The organism is Paenibacillus sp. LBL (genome assembly GCF_029893715.1).
GTDB lineage: Bacteria > Bacillota > Bacilli > Paenibacillales > Paenibacillaceae > Paenibacillus_AQ > Paenibacillus_AQ glucanolyticus.
The window spans coordinates 661,728-683,826 of the sequence record NZ_JARXYU010000002.1; the positions used below are offsets into that span (position 1 = coordinate 661,728).

At 48.9% G+C, this 22,099-nt stretch carries 22 protein-coding genes; all 22 read left to right on the forward strand.

Annotated features, from left to right (window positions below; all coding sequences use genetic code 11):
• Positions 1-124 precede the first annotated feature (124 nt).
• The 22 genes from M2277_RS08050 (at position 125) to M2277_RS08155 (ending at position 21,790) form a co-directional block, all read left to right on the forward strand.
• The gene (locus tag M2277_RS08050) at positions 125-457 is read left to right on the forward strand and encodes a DUF3024 domain-containing protein (protein ID WP_051449157.1); all 333 of its coding nucleotides are present in this window, start codon (positions 125-127) and stop codon (positions 455-457) included.
• 44 nt (positions 458-501) lie between these two features.
• On the forward strand, positions 502-1,314 hold the full coding sequence (locus M2277_RS08055) for an AAA family ATPase (protein ID WP_006210219.1): 813 nt from the start codon (positions 502-504) through the stop codon (positions 1,312-1,314).
• A 133-nt stretch (positions 1,315-1,447) separates the two neighbouring features.
• A complete protein-coding gene (locus M2277_RS08060) occupies positions 1,448-2,155 on the forward strand; it encodes a metal ABC transporter ATP-binding protein (protein ID WP_006210218.1) in 708 nt (235 codons plus the stop codon).
• Positions 2,101-2,967 (forward strand): metal ABC transporter permease, encoded by an 867-nt coding sequence (locus M2277_RS08065; protein WP_006210217.1) that lies wholly within the window; start codon positions 2,101-2,103, stop codon positions 2,965-2,967. The genes M2277_RS08060 and M2277_RS08065 overlap by 55 nt, the downstream gene beginning before the upstream one ends.
• A complete protein-coding gene (locus M2277_RS08070; RefSeq protein WP_006210216.1) occupies positions 2,954-4,045 on the forward strand; it encodes a metal ABC transporter substrate-binding protein in 1,092 nt (363 codons plus the stop codon). The genes M2277_RS08065 and M2277_RS08070 overlap by 14 nt, the downstream gene beginning before the upstream one ends.
• Positions 4,046-4,074: 29 nt before the next feature.
• Positions 4,075-4,344: a 30S ribosomal protein S14 gene (gene rpsN, locus M2277_RS08075; RefSeq protein ID WP_006210215.1), complete on the forward strand. Its 270-nt coding sequence runs from the start codon at positions 4,075-4,077 to the stop codon at positions 4,342-4,344.
• Between the two features lie 175 nt (positions 4,345-4,519).
• Positions 4,520-5,035, forward strand: a complete 516-nt coding sequence (locus M2277_RS08080) for a Fur family transcriptional regulator (protein ID WP_280754552.1) — start codon at positions 4,520-4,522, stop codon at positions 5,033-5,035.
• 77 nt (positions 5,036-5,112) lie between these two features.
• Positions 5,113-6,312 (forward strand): GTP-binding protein, encoded by a 1,200-nt coding sequence (locus M2277_RS08085; RefSeq protein WP_280754553.1) that lies wholly within the window; start codon positions 5,113-5,115, stop codon positions 6,310-6,312.
• 123 nt (positions 6,313-6,435) lie between these two features.
• Entirely contained in the window at positions 6,436-7,485 is a 1,050-nt protein-coding gene (locus tag M2277_RS08090; protein ID WP_280754554.1) for an ABC transporter substrate-binding protein, read from the forward strand.
• Positions 7,475-8,464 carry a FecCD family ABC transporter permease gene (locus tag M2277_RS08095; protein ID WP_036639019.1) on the forward strand — a complete coding sequence of 330 codons (990 nt, stop codon included), beginning with the start codon at positions 7,475-7,477 and terminating at the stop codon, positions 8,462-8,464. Before M2277_RS08090 ends, M2277_RS08095 begins: the two co-directional genes overlap by 11 nt.
• On the forward strand, positions 8,461-9,246 hold the full coding sequence (locus M2277_RS08100) for an ABC transporter ATP-binding protein (protein WP_152827805.1): 786 nt from the start codon (positions 8,461-8,463) through the stop codon (positions 9,244-9,246). The genes M2277_RS08095 and M2277_RS08100 overlap by 4 nt, the downstream gene beginning before the upstream one ends.
• A gap of 14 nt (positions 9,247-9,260) precedes the next feature.
• Complete coding sequence (locus M2277_RS08105; protein WP_036639024.1) at positions 9,261-10,184, forward strand: magnesium chelatase ATPase subunit I; 924 nt, start codon at positions 9,261-9,263, stop codon at positions 10,182-10,184.
• Positions 10,185-10,188: 4 nt separating this feature from the next.
• A complete protein-coding gene (locus M2277_RS08110) occupies positions 10,189-12,144 on the forward strand; it encodes a VWA domain-containing protein (protein WP_280754555.1) in 1,956 nt (651 codons plus the stop codon).
• Between the two features lie 39 nt (positions 12,145-12,183).
• A complete protein-coding gene (locus M2277_RS08115; protein ID WP_280754556.1) occupies positions 12,184-15,885 on the forward strand; it encodes a cobaltochelatase subunit CobN in 3,702 nt (1,233 codons plus the stop codon).
• A 288-nt stretch (positions 15,886-16,173) separates the two neighbouring features.
• A complete protein-coding gene (locus tag M2277_RS08120; RefSeq protein WP_006210207.1) occupies positions 16,174-16,419 on the forward strand; it encodes a hypothetical protein in 246 nt (81 codons plus the stop codon).
• A gap of 13 nt (positions 16,420-16,432) precedes the next feature.
• Positions 16,433-16,819, forward strand: a complete 387-nt coding sequence (locus tag M2277_RS08125) for a spore coat protein (RefSeq protein ID WP_006210206.1) — start codon at positions 16,433-16,435, stop codon at positions 16,817-16,819.
• Positions 16,819-17,955: a zinc-dependent alcohol dehydrogenase gene (locus M2277_RS08130; RefSeq protein ID WP_036639195.1), complete on the forward strand. Its 1,137-nt coding sequence runs from the start codon at positions 16,819-16,821 to the stop codon at positions 17,953-17,955. The genes M2277_RS08125 and M2277_RS08130 overlap by 1 nt, the downstream gene beginning before the upstream one ends.
• A gap of 32 nt (positions 17,956-17,987) precedes the next feature.
• Positions 17,988-18,197 (forward strand): hypothetical protein, encoded by a 210-nt coding sequence (locus M2277_RS08135; protein WP_036639034.1) that lies wholly within the window; start codon positions 17,988-17,990, stop codon positions 18,195-18,197.
• Positions 18,194-18,517, forward strand: a complete 324-nt coding sequence (locus M2277_RS08140; protein WP_006210203.1) for a spore coat protein — start codon at positions 18,194-18,196, stop codon at positions 18,515-18,517. Before M2277_RS08135 ends, M2277_RS08140 begins: the two co-directional genes overlap by 4 nt.
• A gap of 199 nt (positions 18,518-18,716) precedes the next feature.
• Positions 18,717-19,169: a MarR family winged helix-turn-helix transcriptional regulator gene (locus tag M2277_RS08145; RefSeq protein ID WP_280754557.1), complete on the forward strand. Its 453-nt coding sequence runs from the start codon at positions 18,717-18,719 to the stop codon at positions 19,167-19,169.
• A gap of 27 nt (positions 19,170-19,196) precedes the next feature.
• On the forward strand, positions 19,197-19,715 hold the full coding sequence (paiA, locus tag M2277_RS08150) for a spermidine/spermine N(1)-acetyltransferase (protein ID WP_280754558.1): 519 nt from the start codon (positions 19,197-19,199) through the stop codon (positions 19,713-19,715).
• 728 nt (positions 19,716-20,443) lie between these two features.
• Complete coding sequence (locus tag M2277_RS08155; protein WP_280754593.1) at positions 20,444-21,790, forward strand: lytic polysaccharide monooxygenase; 1,347 nt, start codon at positions 20,444-20,446, stop codon at positions 21,788-21,790.
• Positions 21,791-22,099: the final 309 nt, after the last annotated feature.

The window sequence follows — 22,099 nt, forward strand, 5'->3', positions numbered from 1 at the left end:
TCTTTTTATATTGAGAACGTTTCTTGGGGCATTGGACGAACAAGGGAAGCTTTGATCCAAGTATGGGACTCAAGGGAAGGCACTGTTGTGTTGAAGACTGCACTTGCTGATGGGAGGTTACTTCGTGGACAGCTTTACTCTGAAAAGAATCCGTACCCTTCTGGAAGGTTATATCGGTCTGAAGGTTCCCGCCGAATTAAGGGGAGAAGTACGTTTAACATACCAAATCAGGGAAACAACGATCACATTGTCAGAGGAAAGGCCGGATTGGACGCAGCGTGCCTGGAACGCGACGGAATTTGTTCAATTTCGGCTTGAGGATCATGAATGGCGTGTGTATGGCAAACCCGACGGTGACGAATGGGCTTCATTATCCACAATCGCACCCAGCAGAAATTTTGAAGAGGTGCTGGAGCAGGTTGAGATGGATACCCATGAAGTCATTTGGGTCACATAACCCTGTAAATTTCGATTTATGCAGTGAAGGAGCAGCAGTTGACCATGAGCAAAAGCAATGCAAGCCAGCGTATTCCTCGTGCCAAAGGAATCGATATGGCAGCCGTGTATTCACCTAAAGAGTGCGGAAGAAAGGCCAGGCATCTGATATTGCCTGAATTCAATCAGAGAATTGTGGATGAATTTATAGCCATTTTGGGAATGAGGGAGGAATTTGAGGAGCATCACGTGCCGATCCCTAACCGGGTTGTCATGTACGGTCCCCCCGGAACCGGAAAAACTTTAACGGCCTTTTATATGGCCAACATACTGGAGCTTCCTCTTGTCCTGGTTCGTCTGGATGCCATCATTCATAGTCACCTGGGCGAAACGGGCAGCAACATTCGTAAAATATTCGATTATGCCAACACATTTCCCTGTGTTCTTTTTCTTGATGAGTTTGATGCCATTGCCAGAACGAGGGACAGCAACGATGAAGTGAAGGAGATGGCTCGTGCCGTAAATACTTTGCTGCAATGTCTGGATGACTTCGGGGACAAGAGCATCATTATGGCTGCTACCAATTTGGAAAAGGATTTGGATCCGGCCATATGGCGCAGGTTCGACACAAAGATGACGTATTCGTTGCCGGACTATAACAGAAGGCAGCATTATATGGAACTCCTGCTCGGAGATTTTCAGTGCGATGAGGCAGCATGGACTGAAGCCTGTGACCAGCTTGAAGGGTGCAGCTTTGCCGATATTGAGCAAATTGTGTTGAAAGCGAAACGAAAAGCTATTATAGAACGTCAACCGCTGCAGGGAAAACATATACAAGATGCTTGCGACGAATATAAGCCTGATGTGGCGACAACTTAACTGGCATGACCCTAATAGAGAACAGAAACAAATCGAAAAAGTGATTGGAAATAAGAAATAGCGGGTTCTTAAATCGTAATCTTTAGACTGAGAAAAACGGTTTTTCTGTCACAAGGAAGGAAGAGAAGGAGATATGATATTGTCTTCCATGCGCGACGTCTTTTTTGGATACGGGGATCAGGCTGTGATTGAACACTTGTCGCTGGATATCCATAGCGGAGAATTTATCGGCATATCCGGTCCCAATGGTGCCGCAAAATCAACCCTGCTGAAATTGATGCTCGGTTTGGCAAAGCCTTGGAGCGGGTCCGTGGTATTCAAGCGAGTGCTGGAGGACGGATCCAAGATATCGGTTGGATATGTGCCGCAGCAAGTAGCCTCATTCAACGCAGGATTTCCCAGTAAAGTGATTGAGCTTGTGCGATCGGGCCGCTACGCGCGCCTCGGTTTGTTCAAACGCTTCACATCCAGAGATCATGAGGTCATTGAGCGCAGTCTGAAGGAAGTGGGAATGTGGGAATATCGCAGCCGAAAGATCGGCGAATTGTCGGGAGGTCAGAAGCAGCGGATATGCATCGCGAGAGCCCTGGCCCATGAGCCGCAGGTATTGATCCTTGATGAGCCTACAACAGGGATGGATGTTACGAGTCGTTCGGATCTGTACCGATTATTAAACAATTATGTCAAACAGAAAGGTTATACGGTCATTATGGTTACCCATTCGCTCGAAGAAATCGGTCCATATCTGGACCGTGTTGTCCAATTGGAGCGAGAGGAGAATGAGGGATGGCGATGCTCAGTTACGAATTCATGCAGCGAGCTTTTTGGGCCGGAGGTTTGATCGGCATTATCGGTCCTGTTCTGGGTGTGTTTTTAATGCTGAGGCGACAGGTGCTTATGGCGGACACACTCTCTCATGTTTCCTTGGCAGGGGTGGCGTTAGGTTCTTTCTTGAAACTGAATCCCGCGCTCAGCGGTTTTGCTATCGCTATCATGGGGGCGCTTGTGATAGAACAGCTTCGTAGAGTTTATCGCACCTACAGCGAGGTTCCGGTCGCCATTATTATGACTTCCGGTCTTGCTCTGGCAGTTGTTCTCATGAGCTTGAATCAAAATCTGAGCAAGAGTTTCAGCTCTTATTTGTTTGGATCGATTGTCGCTGTTAGCGATATGCAACTTCGTCTGATTGCCGTGGTAGCGGCAGTGGGGGTATTGTTTTTTGTCGGTCTGCGCCGGCCGCTCTACACCTTTGCTTTTGATGAGGAAACCGCTGCGGTATCCGGTACGCGAGTCTCGCTCCTTTCCTTTTTGTTTGCGGTGTTTACGGGGATGACGGTTGCGGCTGCAATGCCGGTTGTCGGTGTGCTGCTGGTTTCAGCGTTGATTGTGCTGCCTGCCTCGATCGCGCTCCGGATTGCGCCGGGCTTTATTGCAGCCATGGGGATTGCCGTCGCTGTTGGCTTGAGCGGTGTTTTTTCGGGGCTTACCGCTTCTTACTATCTGAATACGCCCCCAGGAGGAACGATTGCCCTCATTCTATTAGGCTTCTTAATGATTGCTGTAATCTTTCAGAAATTAATGCAAATACAGAACCGAAGACGGATACAAAAAATAAATAGAAATAGGAGTTATAAAAATTATGAAGAGATTTAAACGCATGTTAACCCTACTATCCCTATCTGCTGTATTGGCTATTGCAGGATGCGGTTCGGGAAATTCGACGGTGGCTAATGAGGGAAGCGCATCTCCCGAAGGCAACCAAGCGGCGGACACTTCCGCCACGGAAACGGCAAAACTTCAAGTTAAAACCAGTTTTTATCCCATGTATGAGTTCACTAGACAGGTAGCGGGCGATCTAGCGGAAGTGGAGAACCTGATTCCTCCGGGTGTGGAAGCGCATGATTGGGAACCGACACCACAGGACATGGCAGGGATTACCGAGGCCGATGTGCTGGTGTATAACGGTGCCGGCATGGAAGGCTGGGTCGATCAGGTTCTGGAAAGCGTTCAGGGCACGGAGTTAACGGTAATTGAGGCAAGCAAGGGAATCGAGATCATGGAAGGATCGGGCCATTCTCATGAGCATGAAGAGGATGCTGATCACAGCCATGACGAGCATGCTCATGAACATGAAGAGGAGGCTGATCACAGCCATGACGAACATGCCCATGAACATGAAGAAGACGGGCATCAGCATGACCATGGTGGACTTGATCCGCATGTGTGGCTCTCCCCTGCCATGGCGGTCCAGCAGGTTCGCAGCATTGAAGCGGGTTTGGCTGAAGCGGCTCCGGAACATAAAGAGGCATTCAAGGCAAACGCGGATGCTTATGTAAGCAAACTGGAGGCATTGGACCAAGAGTTTAGAGATGGGCTGAAGGACGCCAAACGAAAAGATTTCATCACACAGCATGCAGCATTCGGGTATTTGGCCAGAGAGTATGGATTGACTCAGGTGCCGATTGCAGGTTTATCCCCGGATCAGGAGCCGTCGGCAGCACAAATGGCCGAGGTTATTGAATTTGCCAAGGAGCACGATGTGAAAACCATATTCTTCGAAACCCTGGTGTCATCAAACGTTGCGGAAACTATTGCTTCCGAAATCGGAGCTTCCACGTCGGTCCTTAATCCAATCGAAGGGCTAACCGATGAGGATACCGCAGCCAACCTTGATTACATTGCCATCATGCGTCAGAATCTTGAAGCTTTGCAAAAGGCCTTGAATGAATAGTTACCAACAGAAGGGAGGTGTGTTGGCAAATGGCAAAAAAATCAAAAGTAGTGAAAGAAATGAAAAGACAACAGACGGTAGCTAAATATGCGCAGAAACGCAAGGAATTAAAAGAAAAGGGCGACTATGATGCCCTCCAAAAACTGCCCCGGGACTCTTCCGCGACTCGACTCCATAATCGCTGTGCGATTAGCGGCAGACCAAGAGGTTATATCAGTAAATTTGGTGTATCGCGGATCGTGTTTCGGGAGTTGGCCCATAAGGGGCAAATTCCGGGCATAACGAAGTCCAGCTGGTAATCGTTCCCTGTGAACCGCTATGGACAGAAGAGAAATGACTCCTTATAGATTAAGGGGTCATTTCTTATCATGTGCGAGATTACCGCCTAGCAGAGCAGGTGAAGATACGATTGTTGACAAGTGATAAAACCGGAAGTAATATTAATCGTAATGATTACGAATAAGAAATATAGGTTTGAAAGTTTACCGATCATCGGCTGTTATTGAACGACTCATGTTTCCAGCAGGGCAGGTGTTTAGTGTGGAGGATAGCAGACAGCTTGATAAATTGATCGATTATCTGGTCGATCAGAGAGTTCGGATAACCACGCAGCGGAGATTTATGCTGGATCTGGTGGTAAGCCTGAACCGCCCATTCTCTGCGATGGAGTTATATCAAGCGATGGAGCAGACCTTTCAAGGTTTGAGTTACGGCACGGTGTATCGAAATCTTGAGCTGTATAAAAACCTGCGCATCATCGAAACGTTTGCGCTGGACAATGAACTTCGTTATCGCTTGATTGATCATGTGCAGCCTCAGCTTCATTTCATTTGTATGGATTGCAAGCAAACGATTCCCATGAGTTTTGATCCTGAGCAAATGCTGCTGCCCGAGCCGCAGCGTTTCCAATCATTGAATTACAAAATCGATGTGTTTGGCTACTGCATGGATTGCCGAGCTTCATCGGAAGAAGGCTTAGAGCAGCCTTAATCAAAAAAGAAGCGGTTTCGCTCTATGGTCTGCTTGATCAAAGATTGACAACCTAAAGCATAAAGGAGTTGTGGAGAATGAGTCATCTGATATTCGAAGATAAGAAAATACCGGTAACGGTACTGAGTGGATATCTGGGGGCAGGAAAAACGACGGTTTTGAATCATGTGCTGAACAATCGAGACGGACTCAGGGTGGCCGTTATCGTGAATGACTTGAGCGAGGTTAACATTGACGCCGGTCTGATCAGGGAAGGCGGTGGACTAAGCAGGACGGAAGAAAAGTTGGTTGAGATGTCCAATGGCTGTATATGCTGCACACTCCGTGATGATCTGCTGTTGGAAGTTGAGAGATTGGCCAGAGAGGGCAGATTCGATTACATACTTATTGAATCCACCGGGATCGGGGAGCCTGTACCGGTTGCTCAAACGTTTACGTACGTTGATGAAGAACAGCAAATCGATCTGTCGAAACTGACTCGTCTGGATTGCATGGTTACCGTAGTGGATGCGTATCATTTCTGGCAGGATTACAACACAAAGGATACATTGCAGGATCGCAATCAGGAAGCGGGAGAAGGTGATACAAGAGGTGTCGTTCATCTGTTGACTGACCAGGTGGAGTTCTGCGACGTGTTGATCATCAACAAGTGCGATATGGTCAGTGAGGAAGAGCTGGCTAACTTGGAAGCTGTTCTTAAAGGATTGCAGCCGCGAGCGAAGATGATTCGCACCACGCACGGCAGAATCGATCCCAAGGAAATTTTGAACACCCGTTTATTTGATTTTGAAGCAGCAAGCCAATCCGCCGGATGGATTCAAGAGCTCCAGAACGAACACCATACGCCTGAAACCGAGGAATATGGAATCTCATCCTTTGTGTATTCACGGAAGGTACCGTTTCATCCGGAACGTCTGCTGCAGTGGATGGGAAAATGGCCCAAGGAAGTGGTTCGCTCCAAGGGGATTTTATGGTTAGCCACGCGAAACCATATGGCAATGACCTTCAGTCAGGCGGGGGTATCACGCCAATTGTCACCGGCAGGCCTATGGGTTGCCGCGTTGTCGGAAGAAGAGAGATTTGCGTATTTTGGCAGCGAATTCGTGAAAACTCCGGACTGGGATGACATCTGGGGAGATCGCGTGAACAAACTGGTGTTTATCGGGGTCAACTCTGACAAGGAAGCCATCACTCGGTCACTGGATCAGGCGCTGCTAACAGACGCAGAGAAGGAAAGCGATTGGTCTTTGTTAACAGATCCACTGCCAGCATTGTAGTGCGTGAATAAGCGAATGCATACTAATCTGCATGTCCTGAAGGTTAGTCGTTTTTTGATAAAGAGAGATGAATCATAACCATGATCCGGCAACGGATAACATGATAAAAAGGAGAGTACATCCATGTATTTAACATTCAAGCAACGCAAGAGATTCCCTCGGTTTGTGGCATTAAGCTCAGCTATCATCCTATGTGCATTCATATTGTCAGCTTGTGGGGGGCATGAATCTACAAGCACAGAAGCCGCTCCTCCAAGCAGTGAAACATCTGAAACGGGACAATCGGATTCAAACCTTACACCCATTGAAGAGGATTACATAACGTTTCAGGATTCAACGGGACGAACCATAACTCTTAAGGAACAACCTAAGCGTGTAGTGGTGTTATCGCCTGAATTCCTCGATCTTCTCTATGCCGTGGGGGGGAAGGCGGCAGGGCGAATGGAAGCCTCGGGAGTTTCCATCCCTGAAGAGGCGGAGAGCGTATCATCCGTTGGTACGGTCAGCCAGATTAACCTGGAGCAGGTTGTCGCTCTAAGCCCCGATTTGGTGATCGGACAGCCTCGTTTCCACAAGGAACTTGTCCAGTCTCTTGAGAGCAGCGGAATTCCTGTAGCCTTGATGAGCCTATCCGATTACGAGGACATGAAATCCAAAGCCGAGTGGATGTCCAGGATTGCTGGCACGGTAGAGCAACTGCCGGCGAAGCTGCAGGCATTGGATGACCGCGTAAATGACATTTTGGCTAAGCTGCCCGGTGAATCGCCTACTTTTATCAACCTGAATGTAACTCCTGGCGGGATTTCGATTCAGAAGGATGGCACATCGGGGCTTGAGATCGCCAAAATGCTGGGGCTTACCAATGCAGCCGGGGAGCTGGAAGCCTCACCTAACAGTCCGACGACCTCGCCCTACAGCATGGAGACACTTGTGAAGCAAAACCCGGATTATGTTTTTATGATTATCCATGGGCAAAAGGCGGTTGGAGACAAGAAGATCCAAGAGGAATTGGAAAGCAATCCGGCATGGTCTTCTCTGGGGGCTGTCAAGAATCAAAAGGTGATTGTAGTGCCGTCAAATCTGTTTCTTACGAATCCCGGACTGCATTATGATGAAGCATTAGTGTATTTAGCGAAGCTAATTTATCCGGAGATCTTCGGTGATGTTCAATAAAACAACCCGCCCTGTGTGGATCATATTGATCTTTCTGACAGCTGCGATCGCAGCGTGTCTGTTTAGCATTGCCACAGGAGCGGTGATGATCTCTCTGCGAGATATCGTAGACGTTGTTCTGCATCATGATCTTCCAGGCATGAACCGGGACATTATCTGGAACATTCGGCTCCCGAGAACGCTTGTTGCCATGCTGGTAGGCGCCAATCTTGCAGTTTCCGGCGCGCTGCTGCAGGGGGTCATGCGGAATCCGCTCGCAGACCCACATCTTATAGGGGTTTCCAGTGGAGCCGGTTTATTTGGCATTTTCCTGCTGGTCGTTGTTCCACAATATGATCATTTCCTGACACCTGCCGCTTTTATCGGAGCAACCCTGGCTGCCTTCATCATCTACCTGTTGTCCTGGAAAGACGGGGTTAGTCCGCTGAGGATTGTTCTTGCTGGAGTCGCAGTTTCGGCATTTTTGGGATCAGGTATATCCGCGATGCTGACCTTTTACAGTGACCGAGTGCACGGCGCTTTAATCTTCATGGTTGGCGGGCTGGCTGCCAAGAGTTGGCCTGACCTGTCAACGATACTGCCTTATTCGATCATCGGTCTTCTTCTCGCAGTTGCCGGTTCCAAGCAGATGAACATTATGATGCTGGGAGATTCCAACGCACGAAATTTGGGTACTCGAGTGGAGCTTTCTCGGCTCCTGATAACGGCTACGGCTACGCTGCTGGCGGCAAGTGCCGTAAGTATTGCAGGATTACTGGGGTTTGTGGGTCTTATTATTCCCCATATCGCCAGATTGCTTATCGGGGGAGATTATCGAATTCTGATACCGGCATCTGCCCTGTTGGGAGCAGCCGTGCTGACGATTTGCGATACGCTCGCCAGAATCATGTTCTCACCGATTGAGCTTCCGGTAGGAATCATAATGGGTGTATTAGGCGCTCCCTTTTTTCTGTATCTCCTAAGGAGGAAACAAGTTTGAACAGTATCGAGACGGAACAGCTTTCACTCAGGTATCATGACAAGTTCATTATTGAGCAGCTGAATATTTCCTTTGTTGCAGGAGCCGTTCACAGCATTATAGGCCCGAATGGCTGCGGAAAAAGCACGCTCTTGAAATCGCTGGCCCGACAACTGAAACCGGCTGCAGGTCAAGTTCTGCTGGACAGCAAAGCGCTATCCAACTTGAACAGTCGGGATGTGGCAAGGAAATTATCCTACATGGCACAATCCCAGGATCCGGTGGAGGTGACAGTAAAAGAGTTGGTCGGGTATGGCAGGACGCCTCATCAGCCTTATTGGCATCATACCAGCGAGAAAGACCGCGAAATTACGGAGTGGGCTATCAACGCCGCGGGACTCGCTTCATATCAGGATCGGATGCTCCATACGCTATCAGGGGGTGAACGACAGAGAGCCTGGATAGCCATGGCACTGGCCCAACAGCCCGGGGTGCTGCTGCTGGATGAGCCGACAACCTATTTGGATATCGCCCATCAGTTGGAAATATTGGAGATGATTAGAGATCTTAATCAAACATTAAAAATGACCATCATTATGGTCATGCATGACATCAACCACGCTGCGTCGTATTCCGACTTTATTCTGGCCATGAAGTCCGGGACGATCGAAGGATTCGGTTCCCCCACGGAGGTATTGACACCGGAACTGCTTAGCCGAGTATTCGGTGTGGTGGCTTCCGTGGAATCCGACACGGTATATAACAAGCCATTTTGCCGGATTACCGGATTAATAGAGAAATAAAGGAGTTGAAGGTCTTGGATGCATTAAATACGCTGTATCCCTTTACTGCTATCGTTGGTCAATCCCAGTTAAAGCTTGCGCTAATCCTGAACGTCGTAAATCCAAAGCTTGGCGGTGTATTGATCCGCGGAGAGAAGGGGACAGCCAAATCAACAGCCGTTCGTTCATTGTCCGGACTTGTTCCCGAACTGAACGTAGTTAATCTTCCGGTAAGTGCAACTGAAGATCGGGTAGTTGGCGCACTGGACATCGAACATGCAATCAAAACAGGCGAGAAGAAATTTGAGCCGGGATTGCTAGCGGCGGCACACGGTCACATTCTATATGTTGATGAAATCAATTTGCTGGATGACCACATTGTGGATGTGCTGCTGGATGCAGCAGCCATGGGGGTTAACACGGTGGAGAGGGAAGGCATATCTCATTCCCATCCTGCCCGGTTCCTTCTGGTGGGGACGATGAATCCCGAAGAGGGCGACCTGCGCCCTCAGCTTTTAGACCGTTTTGCATTATCGGTGGAGGTAGGCGGAGAGCGGGATGTGCGGGAGCGTGCGGCTGTCATTCGCAGACGGCTGGAATACGAACAGGACCCAGCGACCTTTGTTAAGCAGTATCAGTCGGAACAGGAGAACATGCTGAGGCAAATTCTGCAAGCTCGCAAACGGCTTGACGGTATACGAATCACGGATGACATGCTGGAACTGGCGGCAAGAATCGGCATAGGCCTTGAGGTCGACGGACACCGCTCTGACATAACTCTGATCAAAACAGCAGTAACTTTGGCGGCATGGCATGAGCATGAGGCCGTTTGCCTGGAACATATAAAACATGCGGCTCGCTTTGTATTGCCTCATCGCATGAGGCGCCAACCGTTTGAAGAAACGGGCGGCATGGAGGAGCGCTTGCAGGCCGTGCTGGAACCTGCGCTGACGGTATGACGTGATGAACATACACCAGCATGAGCTTTTGAACATATCGTATCCCTTTAGTGCAATATGGGGACAGGAGAGGGCCAAGCGAGCGCTTCTGCTGTATCTTGTTAATCCCGCCATCGGCGGAGTCCTTGTCAGCGGTCCTTCCGGATCAGGCAAGAGTCTATTATTGCATGCGGCTTCGTCTCTGGCTCGGGGACGCCGGAAGTTATCCGTACCGGCCAATCTTACTACGGATCGGCTGTTGGGTTCATTGGACATCCAATCGACCCTGGAAACCGGGAAAATAGTCCATGCGCCAGGGTTGCTTGAAGAAGCTGACGGACAATTGCTGCTTGTGGACCATATGAACCTAATGCCTCAGACCATGATGAAGGAGATCGTCAGTGTCCTGTCAACGGGCAGAATTCACGTACAGAGGGAGGGGTTATCCGCCGAACGAAACAGCAGGTTTATGCTGCTTGCCGCTATGGACCCGGAAGAAGGGATTCCTTCGCCTCCACTGCTGGACCACTTTGGATTTTATGTGGCGATGGATCATATCGGCGAACTCGAAACCAGAGGTGAGATTATTCGAAGAGCGCTTCAGTTTGAAGGAGATCGGCCAGCGTTTAGGGACCGTTATTTGTCTGCTGAGGATGCGCTACACCTTCGATTGGAAGCTGCCGCAAGATCGCTTTCCGGGGTGGCGGTGAGTGAAGAGATGATTCAGCTATCAGCCTCCATCGCACACCAATCGGGAAGCAGCAGTTCTCGGGCTGAGCTTTGTTTGATCGAAGGCGCGAAGGCAGTCGCTGCATGGGAGGGACGGGAGGAAGTGACTTCCGATGATGTTCGGGAAGCCGCGGAATATGCGCTGCCCCACAGAATGAGAAGTGCGGCGGAGAACCAAGGCACTTCCCGGAGCACCGCTGAGGAACACGAGGGGGAGAAGCACTCCGTTTCTTCGAAGGAAGAGGAGGTCATCAGATCACAAGCACCTGTACGGCCGCATGATGGTCATGAACTAAATCGGCAGCATGATTTGAGTGGGGACTCATCATTTGATTCGGATCTGAAGACAGGCAGCGACAAGGCTGACGGGCAAAGCGATGGCCGGGACGAACAAGTGCTGCCGCCGGACGAAACGTTCTCTATCAAGCCTTTAGATCTGGACATGAAGCAGCGGAAGTTCCATCACGAAGGGCCCGGCAAGCGCAATCAAACCCGTGCGCTTCAACAGCAGGGACGATCGATCGGTTTCATGAATCCAAGAAACAGGCATAAAACGGATGTCGCTTTTGATGCAACCATTCGAGCGGCAGCCCCTTTTCAGCGCTTCAGGCCCAAAAGAAAGGGATTGGCGTTTGTCATTGAACCCGACGATTTACGCCAGAAGAAAAAGGAAAGCCGGGTAGGTGCCACGCTGCTGTTTGTGGTGGACGCCAGCGGCTCCATGGCAGCTCGAAAGCGCATGAAAGCTGTAAAAGGCGCAATTCTGTCTCTTCTGCAGGATGCATACGTGAAGCGAGATCAGATCGGCATGATTGCTTTCAGAAAGGGACAGGCGGAGCTTATTCTGCCAGTTACACGCAGTGTGGATGCCGCCTCGAAACATCTCAAGGGAATCCCCACAGGCGGGAAAACCCCGTTGGCAGCTGGCCTTGTCAAAGGCTATGAGACCATTCTTTCCGAAAAACGAAAAAACAAGGGAACATGGCCTGTGATGATTGTGGTGTCGGACGGCAGAGCCAACGAAAGTTTCACTGGACTATCCGCCAATCCTGATATTTGGAACGAATGTCTGGCAATCGCAAGGCGGATAGGTGCTGAAGGAATTCCAAGTCTGGTACTTGATACGGAACAGGGGTATGTCAGATTGGGACGCGCACAACAGCTGGCGGAAGCGCTTGGAGCGGAATATAGAATGCTGGACCACACGGATGATCAGAGATTGCTGAGTACCCTTCGCTCTACTTTGAGCTGAGCCAGCCGGTTTGTAAATAAGTTGAGAGGGGGAGATTCGATGAATATCGTTGTTTTAACAACATCGCACACAGCGATGAAAGATCTGTCACAAGTCTATAAGAATTTGGGACCTGCTCTGCGCAGCCGTTTATCGTTATCCGTATTTAATATTGAAGGAACTCTATCGGAAGAGGCGTGGAAATCGCTTGAAGTCAGCGTGGCAAGGGCAGGGTTTATCATACATGATCCTCATGGGACACCGGCTCCGACAATTGCCCGTATCCATGAATGGTGTGCTGAGGTGGAGGCCGAGCAAGTGATACTGGGCGGAAGTGCCGAAGGGATTCAAGATCTGTTTCGATTGGGTGCTTTGAGATACGAGGATACTGTGGGTGTTCGAGTGCAGGGAGGCTCTCCTGTTTCCCAGGGGGAACCGGGTATATCCAACGATTTGCGGCATTATCGTACGCTGCTTGAATATTGGAGGAATGCAGGAGATCGCAATCTGCACCACATGCTGGGCTATATTGTAACGCACTATGGAAAAGAAGCCAGCTGGCCGTCGGTCGAGCCGCCATTCGTCCTGGAATCATTGAGTATTTATGACCCGTATAAGAAACAGACATATGAATCGCTGGAAACCTATCAGACAATGACCAATATCCAGCAAGAACTGCCAACGGTAGCCGTTTTGTTTATGGGACACAGTTATCCGCTCCATACGGGGGACATAATCGGCGAAATCATTCAGGAGATTCGGAAATTCGCCCATGTGCTGCCCATCGCCATGACTTCTTTGGTTCACGTGGATTCGAAAAAGTTGAGAAATTTCCTGATGTTTGGCGGAACCCGTGGAGGGAAAGTAAACCTGATTGTCAATTTTATCCCGTTTCGGTTAGGAGCCGGTCCGACCGGCGGCAGAAGCGAAGAGATTTTAGCCCTGCTGAGGGAAGTGGAGGCGCCGATGTTTCATCCGTTTTTCCTGACCAGAAGAGAAAAAGAGGAATGGGAAAACTCGCGGCAGGGATTGTCCCCTTCGGAATTTCTTGTACAAATGATGCTGCCCGAGCTTGATGGCAGTATTGAAATGCTCCCGGTCGCTGCATTATCCGCTCGGGACTATGATGAAGAGATGCAGCTTCACATCAAGGAGCTGCAGTTAATCGAAGATCGTGCGCAGCGGCTTGTGAGCCGGGTCCAGCGGTATTTGGAACTTCAAACCAAGCCGCTGGCCAAGAAGAGGATTGCCATCGTTGGGTACAATTATCCTCCAGGAGAGGGGCATCTGTTCCAGGCATCCTTCCTGGATACCTTCGAGTCGATCTCCCGAATCTTGAATGCGATGAAACAACATGGCTACCTTACGGAAACGTATTCCGGAACGGAGCTGCGAGAGCGATTTATCCACGAAGGAATTGTGAATTCCGGCATATGGACAGACGAACGCGGGTCTGCATCTTTACTGAGGTACGACAGCGATCACTACGTTCAGAACAATGAGGTGTTTGCCAAACGACGAGAGGATTATGTTCATCAGTGGGGAGAAGCCCCAGGCGATGTCATGACGACTGAGTCCGGCGCATTCCAAATTCCGGGGCTGATGAGCGGCAATCTGTTTATCGGAGTGCAGCCCAGTCGCGGGATTCATGAGAATCCTGAAGCGGTCTATCATGATAAAGGCCTGCTTCCGCATCATCAGTATTTGGCTTTTTATCAATATATTCGGGACGAGTTCAAGGCCGATGCCATCCTGCATGTAGGAACTCACGGAACCCTTGAGTTTCTGGAGGGCAAAGAGAGCGGAATGTCCGGCGACTGTCTGCCGGATGCCCTGATTCAGGATCTTCCGCATGTGTATGCCTACTATGTCGGCAATCCATCCGAAGCTATGATTGCCAAGCGAAGAACGCATGCAACCCTGATTGGATATCAATCACCGCCCTTCACGGCAAGTGGACTATACGGCGAATATGCGAAGCTTGAAGCACTGCTGCATCATTACCGGGCTGAGGAACAGCTGAATCCGGCACGCGTGGCCGAAGCGTGGAAATTGCTGCAGGAGCAAGCAGCCTCCTTGTTTCTTGAAGCCGAGGGACCGGAAGAGATTGAGAAGGAGCTGTACCGCATCGGAAGATCCTTTATCCCTGACGGTTTGCATATTTTGGGGGAAGGCTATGATCATGAACAGGCTGCCAGGCATATGAACATGATTCTCTGTCATGATCGCGGTTCGCACGCCTCACTCCAGAGATTGTATGCCGCCTCGTTGTCTTGGGATTATGACGACCTGCTGGAGAGCCAGAACATTGATAGGCTCCAGCATCTGGACAAGTGTGTAGAGGACGCTGTCCTGTTTTATACCCGCAGCGGTGAAATTCCCGAGCCTCCGCATCTGCCGGAGGAACTGCAGAGCAACTGGGAGGAAACATGGAATCATGGATTGACGGCATACCGTTCAACCCAAGCCGATGCGGAGCTTAGCCATCTGCTTAAGGCATTGGATGGAAAATATATTCCTGTTTCTTTGGCAGGCGACTGTATTCGTAATCCGGAGGTGCTGCCCTCGGGCAATAATTTGGTACAGTTCGATCCCAGAGCTATTCCCAGCCGTACTGCCGTGATAAGCGGCTTACAAATCGCGGAGAATACGCTGAAGCTGTATCACGATGCACATCAGAAATACCCGGAAACTACCGCACTCGTAATGTGGGGACTGGAGACTTCCCGAACCCAAGGAGAAACGCTGGGACAGATTCTGGCTTATCTCGGTGTCAGAGTGAAGGAACGGGAACGCTCCATGCACAGGGAATTTGAAATTATTCCGGCGCAAGAACTTGCCAGACCCCGCTTGAATGTGGTTGTACATATCTGTGGATTCTTCCGGGATATGTTTCCGGATCTGCTGGTGGAACTCCATCAACTATTTAAAGCTGTTTCGGAGCTGGATGAACCGGCAGAACAGAATATATTCAAACAGCGTTCCCAGCAGTTGTATGAACAATTGCGCAAGGCCGGAGCCGAGCATGACGAGGCTTGGGATTTGGCATGCGCGCGCATTTTTGGCCCTGCGGAAGGAGAATACGGGACGTCTGTAGCCAAACTGGTGGAGACCAAACAGTGGGAAGATGAAAGTCATCTGGGAGAAGCCTTTATCCACAGTCTGAAACATGTATACAGCTCGAATTACCGAGGCAGGGAAATGTACGAGCTGTACAAGGCCAATCTGGCCGCAGTAGATATCGTTTCGCAAATCCGGAGCAACCATGAGCATGAAATTATCGATCTGGACCATTATTACGAATTTTTTGGCGGTTTGGCCAAATCGGTTGAGATCTCCAAAGGGGAGACGGTCGACATATTCATTTCTGATACGACGCGAGAACATGTGCTGACCGAAGAACTCCAATATTCAGTCCAGCGAGGTGTTCGGACGCGTATGCTTAATCCCAAGTGGATCGAGGGGATGCTGAAGCATGATTATCATGGGGCACAGAAGGTGGCTGACCGAATGGAGAATCTGCTGGGTCTCGCCGCGACAACTAACCAGGTGGATTCTTGGATCTTTTCTGCAGTCCATCAGGAATATGTAGCAGATGAGCATCGCAGCAAGCAAATGAAGGACAATAACCGCTGGGCTTATCACGGCATGCTGGAGACCTTGCTTGAGAGCCATCAGCGGAATTATTGGAACGCTTCCGAGGAGGAGTTGGAGATGCTTCGGAATCGTTATCTGGAGATTGAGGGAGATTTGGAAGGCTAGCGATTCCCATAGGCTTCTTAAAAGAACAGCGTAAAAAAGCTCTTTCGCCGAAGGTCATTGCTAATGCTATGGCATATGCGATTGAGCAGCCGGATTATGTGGATGTAAGTGATTACAATAAGGAAGAAAACCAGCAATCTTCTGATCTGAAGGTTGCTGGTTTTTTTGTGTATCCTTCAACTGGCATATTTTAGAATACGGCAATGGGGAAACTGCCCGAATCAAGCCTCAAACAAAAGGATAACCTATCCTTACATCTATGTTAATTAAAGGAGGTACAAGTCAAACGTGAAAGATAATTCACTCGCCCCCCACGAATCGCTCGATCTCCATGAGGTGCTGAATTTCAAGACGCTCTGTGCGGCAAAGTCCAAGCTGATGCAGGGGATCGTTTTTGACCAGGAATTAAAGATGCTTATGCAAAAAGACGTTGAACAATCTACGGTGGCTATCCATGAGCTGAAAGCGATTTATCAAAGAGCGCCATTCCAGGCCCCGGTTCCCGAAAGCAAGCCTACTCCCATTCTAAATTAAAGGTGATGACCTGATGAACAGCGATTATTTAGATCCGATCAATTCGCTTAACATGCCTGAAATGGCCGACATGACATTCGCCATGGATTTTCTGCTTCGAGCCAAGGAAGGGGTACGAAACACCGCCGTTGCCCTGACCGAAACCGTATCGTCCGATGCCAGAGAACTGCTCAAAAAGCAGTTAAAACAGGGCATTGCCCTTCACCAGGAAATTACCGAGCTTATGATCCGCAAAAAATGGTTTCATCCATATGAACTGAACGAACAATATCAGCTGGACCAGCTTTCCGCCAAAAATACAGCCATGATTGCCGGAATGAACCTGTTTCCGGGAGATACGTCGCGCAAAGGGATGTTTGACAGGACGCCGGATGAGCATAAGGGGGAAAGCCAAGCATGATGAAAGCAGTGACGTACCAAGGAGTTAAGAATGTCGTTGTCAAAGACGTTCCCGATCCGAAAATCCAAAAGCCGGACGACATGATTGTCAAGCTGACCAGCACTGCCATTTGCGGCTCCGATTTACACCTGATTCACGGCATGATTCCCAACCTTCAGGAGGATTACGTCATAGGGCATGAGCCGATGGGGATCGTAGAAGAAGTGGGACCCGAAGTCACCAAGCTGAAAAAGGGCGACCGCGTTATTATCCCGTTCAATATTGCTTGTGGCGAATGCTTTTACTGTAAAAATCATCTGGAGAGCCAGTGCGACAATTCCAATGATAACGGAGATATGGGAGCGTATTTCGGTTACTCGGGAACGACCGGCGGGTATCCTGGCGGGCAGGCCGAGTACTTGCGGGTTCCGTTCGCCAATTTCACGCATTTTAAAATTCCGGAAAGCAACGAGCAGCCGGATGAAAGCCTTGCTTTGATCGCCGATGCGATGACAACCGCTTTTTGGAGCGTTGATAATGCGGGCGTGAAACAGGGCGATACGGTGATCGTGCTTGGCTGCGGTCCGGTCGGACTGCTTGCTCAAAAGTTCTGCTGGTTTAAAGGCGCGAAGCGGGTTATCGCGGTCGACTATGTGGATTACCGGCTGCAGCATGCCAAAAAGAACAATAACGTTGAAACCGTTAATTTCGAGCATCATGAAAATGTCGGCAGCTACCTGAAGGAAATCACCAAGGGCGGAGCGGACGTAGTCATCGATGCGGTGGGCATGGACGGAAAGATGAGCGACCTCGAGTACCTGGCGAGTGGTCTGAAGCTGCAAGGAGGGACCATGAGCGCTCTGATTATTGCTTCCCAAGCGGTTCGCAAGGGTGGGACCATTCAAATTACCGGCGTATACGGCGGACGCTACAACGGATTTCCGCTGGGAGATATCATGCAGCGCAATATAGCCATTCGCTCCGGACAAGCACCGGTCATTCATTATATGCCTTACATGTATGAACTGGTGACGACAGGGAAGGTCAACGTGGCCGATATCATTACGCATGTGATTCCGCTTAGCGAGGCCAAGCGCGGCTACGAATTGTTTGATACGAAGACGGATAACTGCATCAAAGTTATTTTAAAGCCGTAAAGAGCTGATTAAACGAGGGAGTGAACTTCTAGATGAATCCAACGTATGCAATGCATGAAGTCTTGGAGGTGCATGAGATTGCTGCCTTCAAGACGGTCTGCATGACGAAGTCCAAGACGATGCAGGCGCTGGTCACGGACCCCGAACTGAAGCTTATTCTTCAGCAGGATGCCGCCATGTCATCCGATCAGCTGTCCGAGCTCGCTGCGATCCTGACCAAAGGAAAGGAGACATTGCAATGAATCCTGTACTGGAGTATATGACGGGCATGAACAAAATGACGGATGATGTAATCGCCATGGACTTTTTGGCCACGGCCAAGAGCGGCGTCCGGAATTTGGCGATGGCCGTAACGGAATGCGTCACACCGGAAATCAAGGGTGTTCTGGAACGCCAATTGGAACAGGCAATCGATACGCATGAGAAGATCACCCATTATGCGATTGCCAAGGGATTGTATCATCCCTTCAACGTGCAGGAACAGTTCCGCGTCGATATACAGCAGATCGAAACGGCGCAGAGCATACCCTTACCATCACCAGCACCCTCACCAGCACAATAGTATCGAGCACACTTATAAATAACCGCACCTGATTTAGCAGAGAGCCGGCTGTAGCCATACAGCCGGTTTTGTTATGGCGATAGGCCACGAGCCTGGTTTATCATAAATAATATTATTGCAAATGCAACAATATTGAAGTAGAATGAATTCTAGCTATTTTATTGAATTTGCAACAAAAATATAGAACAAGGAGTTAATTATGAAGGAGATTCTTCGTGAGATTGGAATCATAGCCAGGGCATTAGACTCCATAAGTAATATAGAATTTAAAGAGTATGATCTTACCAAAGGGCAGTATTTGTATCTTGTGCGCATATGTGAGAACCCAGGAATCATTCAAGAAAAGTTAGCAGAGATGATAAAGGTTGATAGAACAACGGCTGCCCGTGCTATTCAGAAGCTTGAAATTAAAGGATTTGTTGAAAAAAAAGACGATACCCTTAACAAAAAAATTAAGAACCTCTATCCAACAGACAAAGGGGAACGAGTCTACCCTTTTTTAAAAAGAGAAAATGATTATTCCAATCGTGTTGCATTGGAGGGGCTTTCCGCACAGGAAGTAGAAACCATTTTTAATCTTCTTCAAAGAATAAGAAAAAATGTAGAAAGAGACTGGGAAATTGTAAAAAAGGGAAACGAACGAAGTTATTGATTCCATAAAAAGGAGCTACATGATCAAATGACAATAATTATAAAAAAGTGCACGCTTGAGGATTCGCGTCAACTTCAAGAAATTGGTTATGAAACGTTTAATGAAACATTTAAGGATCAGAACTCACCAGGAAATATAAATGCCTATCTGGAAAGAGCTTTTAACCTAGAACAAATAGAAAAAGAATTATCCAATAAGTTTTCGCAATTCTTTTTTGTATATTTTAATAATGAAGTTGCAGGATATTTAAAGGTCAACACCAATGATGAGCAGTCCGAAGAAATGGGAGATGAATCACTTGAAATTGAAAGGATTTATATAAAGAGTAAATTTCAAAAACATGGGCTTGGCAAATATTTGCTGAATCAAGCTAAGGATATTGCAGTAGAAAGTAATAAAAAGAAACTTTGGCTAGGCGTATGGGAAAAAAATAAAAATGCGATTGCTTTTTACGAGAAAATGGGTTTTGTTCAAACAGGAACTCATACTTTTTACATGGGTGATGAAAGACAAATCGATTTTATAATGAGCAAAATAATGATATAGCCTTTGTTTTGATAGCTGATATCGGGGACCTGGTTCGGATATGACATATAAAGATGAACTGTATGCTGCTGCTCCACTAGTTTAATGTCTGGCGAAGCCAGGCGCGAGCAAAGAGTGGATAAATTACTCCCTTGACAATAAAAGGTTATTGTTCAATAATTAACACATCCAATTACTGGTAATATATCTTTCAATTTTTTCTGACCGATACATCAACTTCACTTGGTTCATGACACTCCGCTAACACGATCCATTGTGACGAAACTCTTCTATTATGCCAGTCTATATAGATTCCTCCATATTTAGACATGACTCCATACCCCTCCATGCTTTTGCCAACAGGTGTGCTTGCTCGGTGTTGATCTCTCATAAATGCGTACTATGAATATCAGCATTCATCAGCAGTTTACATAGCTGATTCTATATAGCAGAGCAGAGCTGCTCACGCTTGATTTCTCCTACTCACGAAGATTGCGAACCCGCTTATTACGCTTCACACAATTGCGATGAGGTATTGTTTTCATGACTTTTTACGAGTATATAAGCTCTAAGGAGTTTATATAAATCGGCTTAAAAAGGAGCGGATGCCCACAAATAAACGGTTGTGCACAGCTTTGGCAGGATTATATTCAAGAGAGGAGGCACTCTCACACGCTTCGCGGCAAAGATAGTGTCGAAAAACGAAAGGCACATCATGACCAAACCAAATCATGGGAGGTAATGTGATGATGTTTCAAACCCGATTGGATTCCCGTTTCATCCTGCGATTCATGCTGATTGGCGGCGGATTGCTGCTCGTATTCGCTTGTATGTTCGCGTTCTCGAAGACCGTGTCAGCCCACGGATATATTAATGATCCGGCCAGCCGCGCGATTCAGTGTAAAAATGGATTGAATACCAACTGCGGCTCGATCGTCTATGAGCCGCAGAGCCTGGAGGGGCCGAAAGGTTTTCCTGCTGCCGGACCGCCTGATGGCAAAATCGCCAGCGCTGGCCTTGCCGGCTTCGCTCCGCTTGACCAGCAATCAGCTACGCGCTGGAACAAGGTAAACATGACGAGCGGCACGAAGAACTTTACTTGGATTTTTACCGCTCGCCATGCCACGACAAGCTACCGTTATTTCATCACCAAGCCGGATTGGAATCCCAATGCTCCGTTGACCCGCGCCCAGTTTGATCTGACTCCGTTCTGCACGATTAACGGGAATGGCCAGCAGCCGCCAGCCACGTTAACCCATACCTGCAACGTACCGCAAAGAGATGGTTACCATGTCATCCTCGGCGTGTGGGATATCGCGGATACCCAAAATGCCTGGTATATCGTCATCGATGCCCAATTCGGTGCTGGCGACAGCATTGCACCAACGGTGCCAACCAATTTGGCCGTCAGCAACGTTGGCACAACGACGGCCACGCTGACTTGGGGGGCCTCGACGGACAACAATGGCGTCACGGGTTATGAGGTGTACAACGGCGCTAATGTCATTGCCACTCTGCCTGGCAATCAGACAACCGCCAATCTTACCAACCTATTGGCAGGCACGAATTATAACCTCACTGTGAAGGCGTTTGATGCTTCCGGCAATCGGTCGCCTTCCAGCAATGGGGTCCAGTTTACGACCACGCAGCTCCCGGTTGACGTGACACCGCCGACCAATCCGACCGGCCTGCATGTGATGGGCACCCCGACGTCAACGTCAGTCTCGTTGATGTGGAATGCATCCACTGATGCTTCGGGCATTGCTGGTTACCGAATTTACAACGGCAGCACAGTAATAGCTACCGTCACAGGAACAGCAACCGAGAAGGTCGTTACCGGTTTGTCGCCGAACACGCAATATACGTTCACGGTCCGCGCTTACGACCCGTCGAACAACGAATCTGGCAACAGCAATGCCGTAACAGTTACAACGCCTAACGGTCCGAGTGCAACGCCATGGGCAGCAAATACAGCTTATGCGGCCAATACACTCGTATCCTATGACGGCAAGGTGTACAAATGCCTCCAGGCCCATACCTCCTTGCCGGGCTGGGAGCCGAGCAACGTGCCCGCGCTCTGGCAGCTGCAACCTTAAACTCAGGTCTTAGAAGAGAAGGAAGCCCGTCGCTTGCAAAGAGCGGCGGGCTTTTTTTTCATGGCGATTTGGCTATCTATTCTGAACGAAGTTAAGAAATAGTTTGGATACCTCGGAGAACGATCATCCCTTTTTCCAAATGGCACCCACAGAAACTGCACATTTCAGGTGCATTTTCGGGTAACCAGACCAAAGGATGTCTTTGAAGGCTAATGGTTTTTGGTTCATCCATGGATGATGTTGCCATGAGGAAAGGATTCACCCCGCATTGCAGACCCAGTGAGACAGATCTATTCAGTTTCTGATGCA

Coding starts and splice junctions, on each gene's coding strand:
- M2277_RS08055 (WP_006210219.1), top strand. CDS start 502: ATGAGCAAAAGCAATGCAAGCCAGCGTATTCCTCGTGCCAAAGGAATC.
- M2277_RS08060 (WP_006210218.1), top strand. CDS start 1,448: ATGATATTGTCTTCCATGCGCGACGTCTTTTTTGGATACGGGGATCAG.
- M2277_RS08065 (WP_006210217.1), top strand. CDS start 2,101: ATGGCGATGCTCAGTTACGAATTCATGCAGCGAGCTTTTTGGGCCGGA.
- M2277_RS08070 (WP_006210216.1), top strand. CDS start 2,954: ATGAAGAGATTTAAACGCATGTTAACCCTACTATCCCTATCTGCTGTA.
- rpsN (WP_006210215.1), top strand. CDS start 4,075: ATGGCAAAAAAATCAAAAGTAGTGAAAGAAATGAAAAGACAACAGACG.
- M2277_RS08085 (WP_280754553.1), top strand. CDS start 5,113: ATGAGTCATCTGATATTCGAAGATAAGAAAATACCGGTAACGGTACTG.
- M2277_RS08090 (WP_280754554.1), top strand. CDS start 6,436: ATGTATTTAACATTCAAGCAACGCAAGAGATTCCCTCGGTTTGTGGCA.
- M2277_RS08095 (WP_036639019.1), top strand. CDS start 7,475: ATGTTCAATAAAACAACCCGCCCTGTGTGGATCATATTGATCTTTCTG.
- M2277_RS08110 (WP_280754555.1), top strand. CDS start 10,189: ATGAACATACACCAGCATGAGCTTTTGAACATATCGTATCCCTTTAGT.
- M2277_RS08115 (WP_280754556.1), top strand. CDS start 12,184: ATGAATATCGTTGTTTTAACAACATCGCACACAGCGATGAAAGATCTG.
- M2277_RS08125 (WP_006210206.1), top strand. CDS start 16,433: ATGAACAGCGATTATTTAGATCCGATCAATTCGCTTAACATGCCTGAA.
- M2277_RS08130 (WP_036639195.1), top strand. CDS start 16,819: ATGAAAGCAGTGACGTACCAAGGAGTTAAGAATGTCGTTGTCAAAGAC.
- M2277_RS08135 (WP_036639034.1), top strand. CDS start 17,988: ATGAATCCAACGTATGCAATGCATGAAGTCTTGGAGGTGCATGAGATT.
- M2277_RS08140 (WP_006210203.1), top strand. CDS start 18,194: ATGAATCCTGTACTGGAGTATATGACGGGCATGAACAAAATGACGGAT.
- M2277_RS08145 (WP_280754557.1), top strand. CDS start 18,717: ATGAAGGAGATTCTTCGTGAGATTGGAATCATAGCCAGGGCATTAGAC.
- paiA (WP_280754558.1), top strand. CDS start 19,197: ATGACAATAATTATAAAAAAGTGCACGCTTGAGGATTCGCGTCAACTT.
- M2277_RS08155 (WP_280754593.1), top strand. CDS start 20,444: ATGTTTCAAACCCGATTGGATTCCCGTTTCATCCTGCGATTCATGCTG.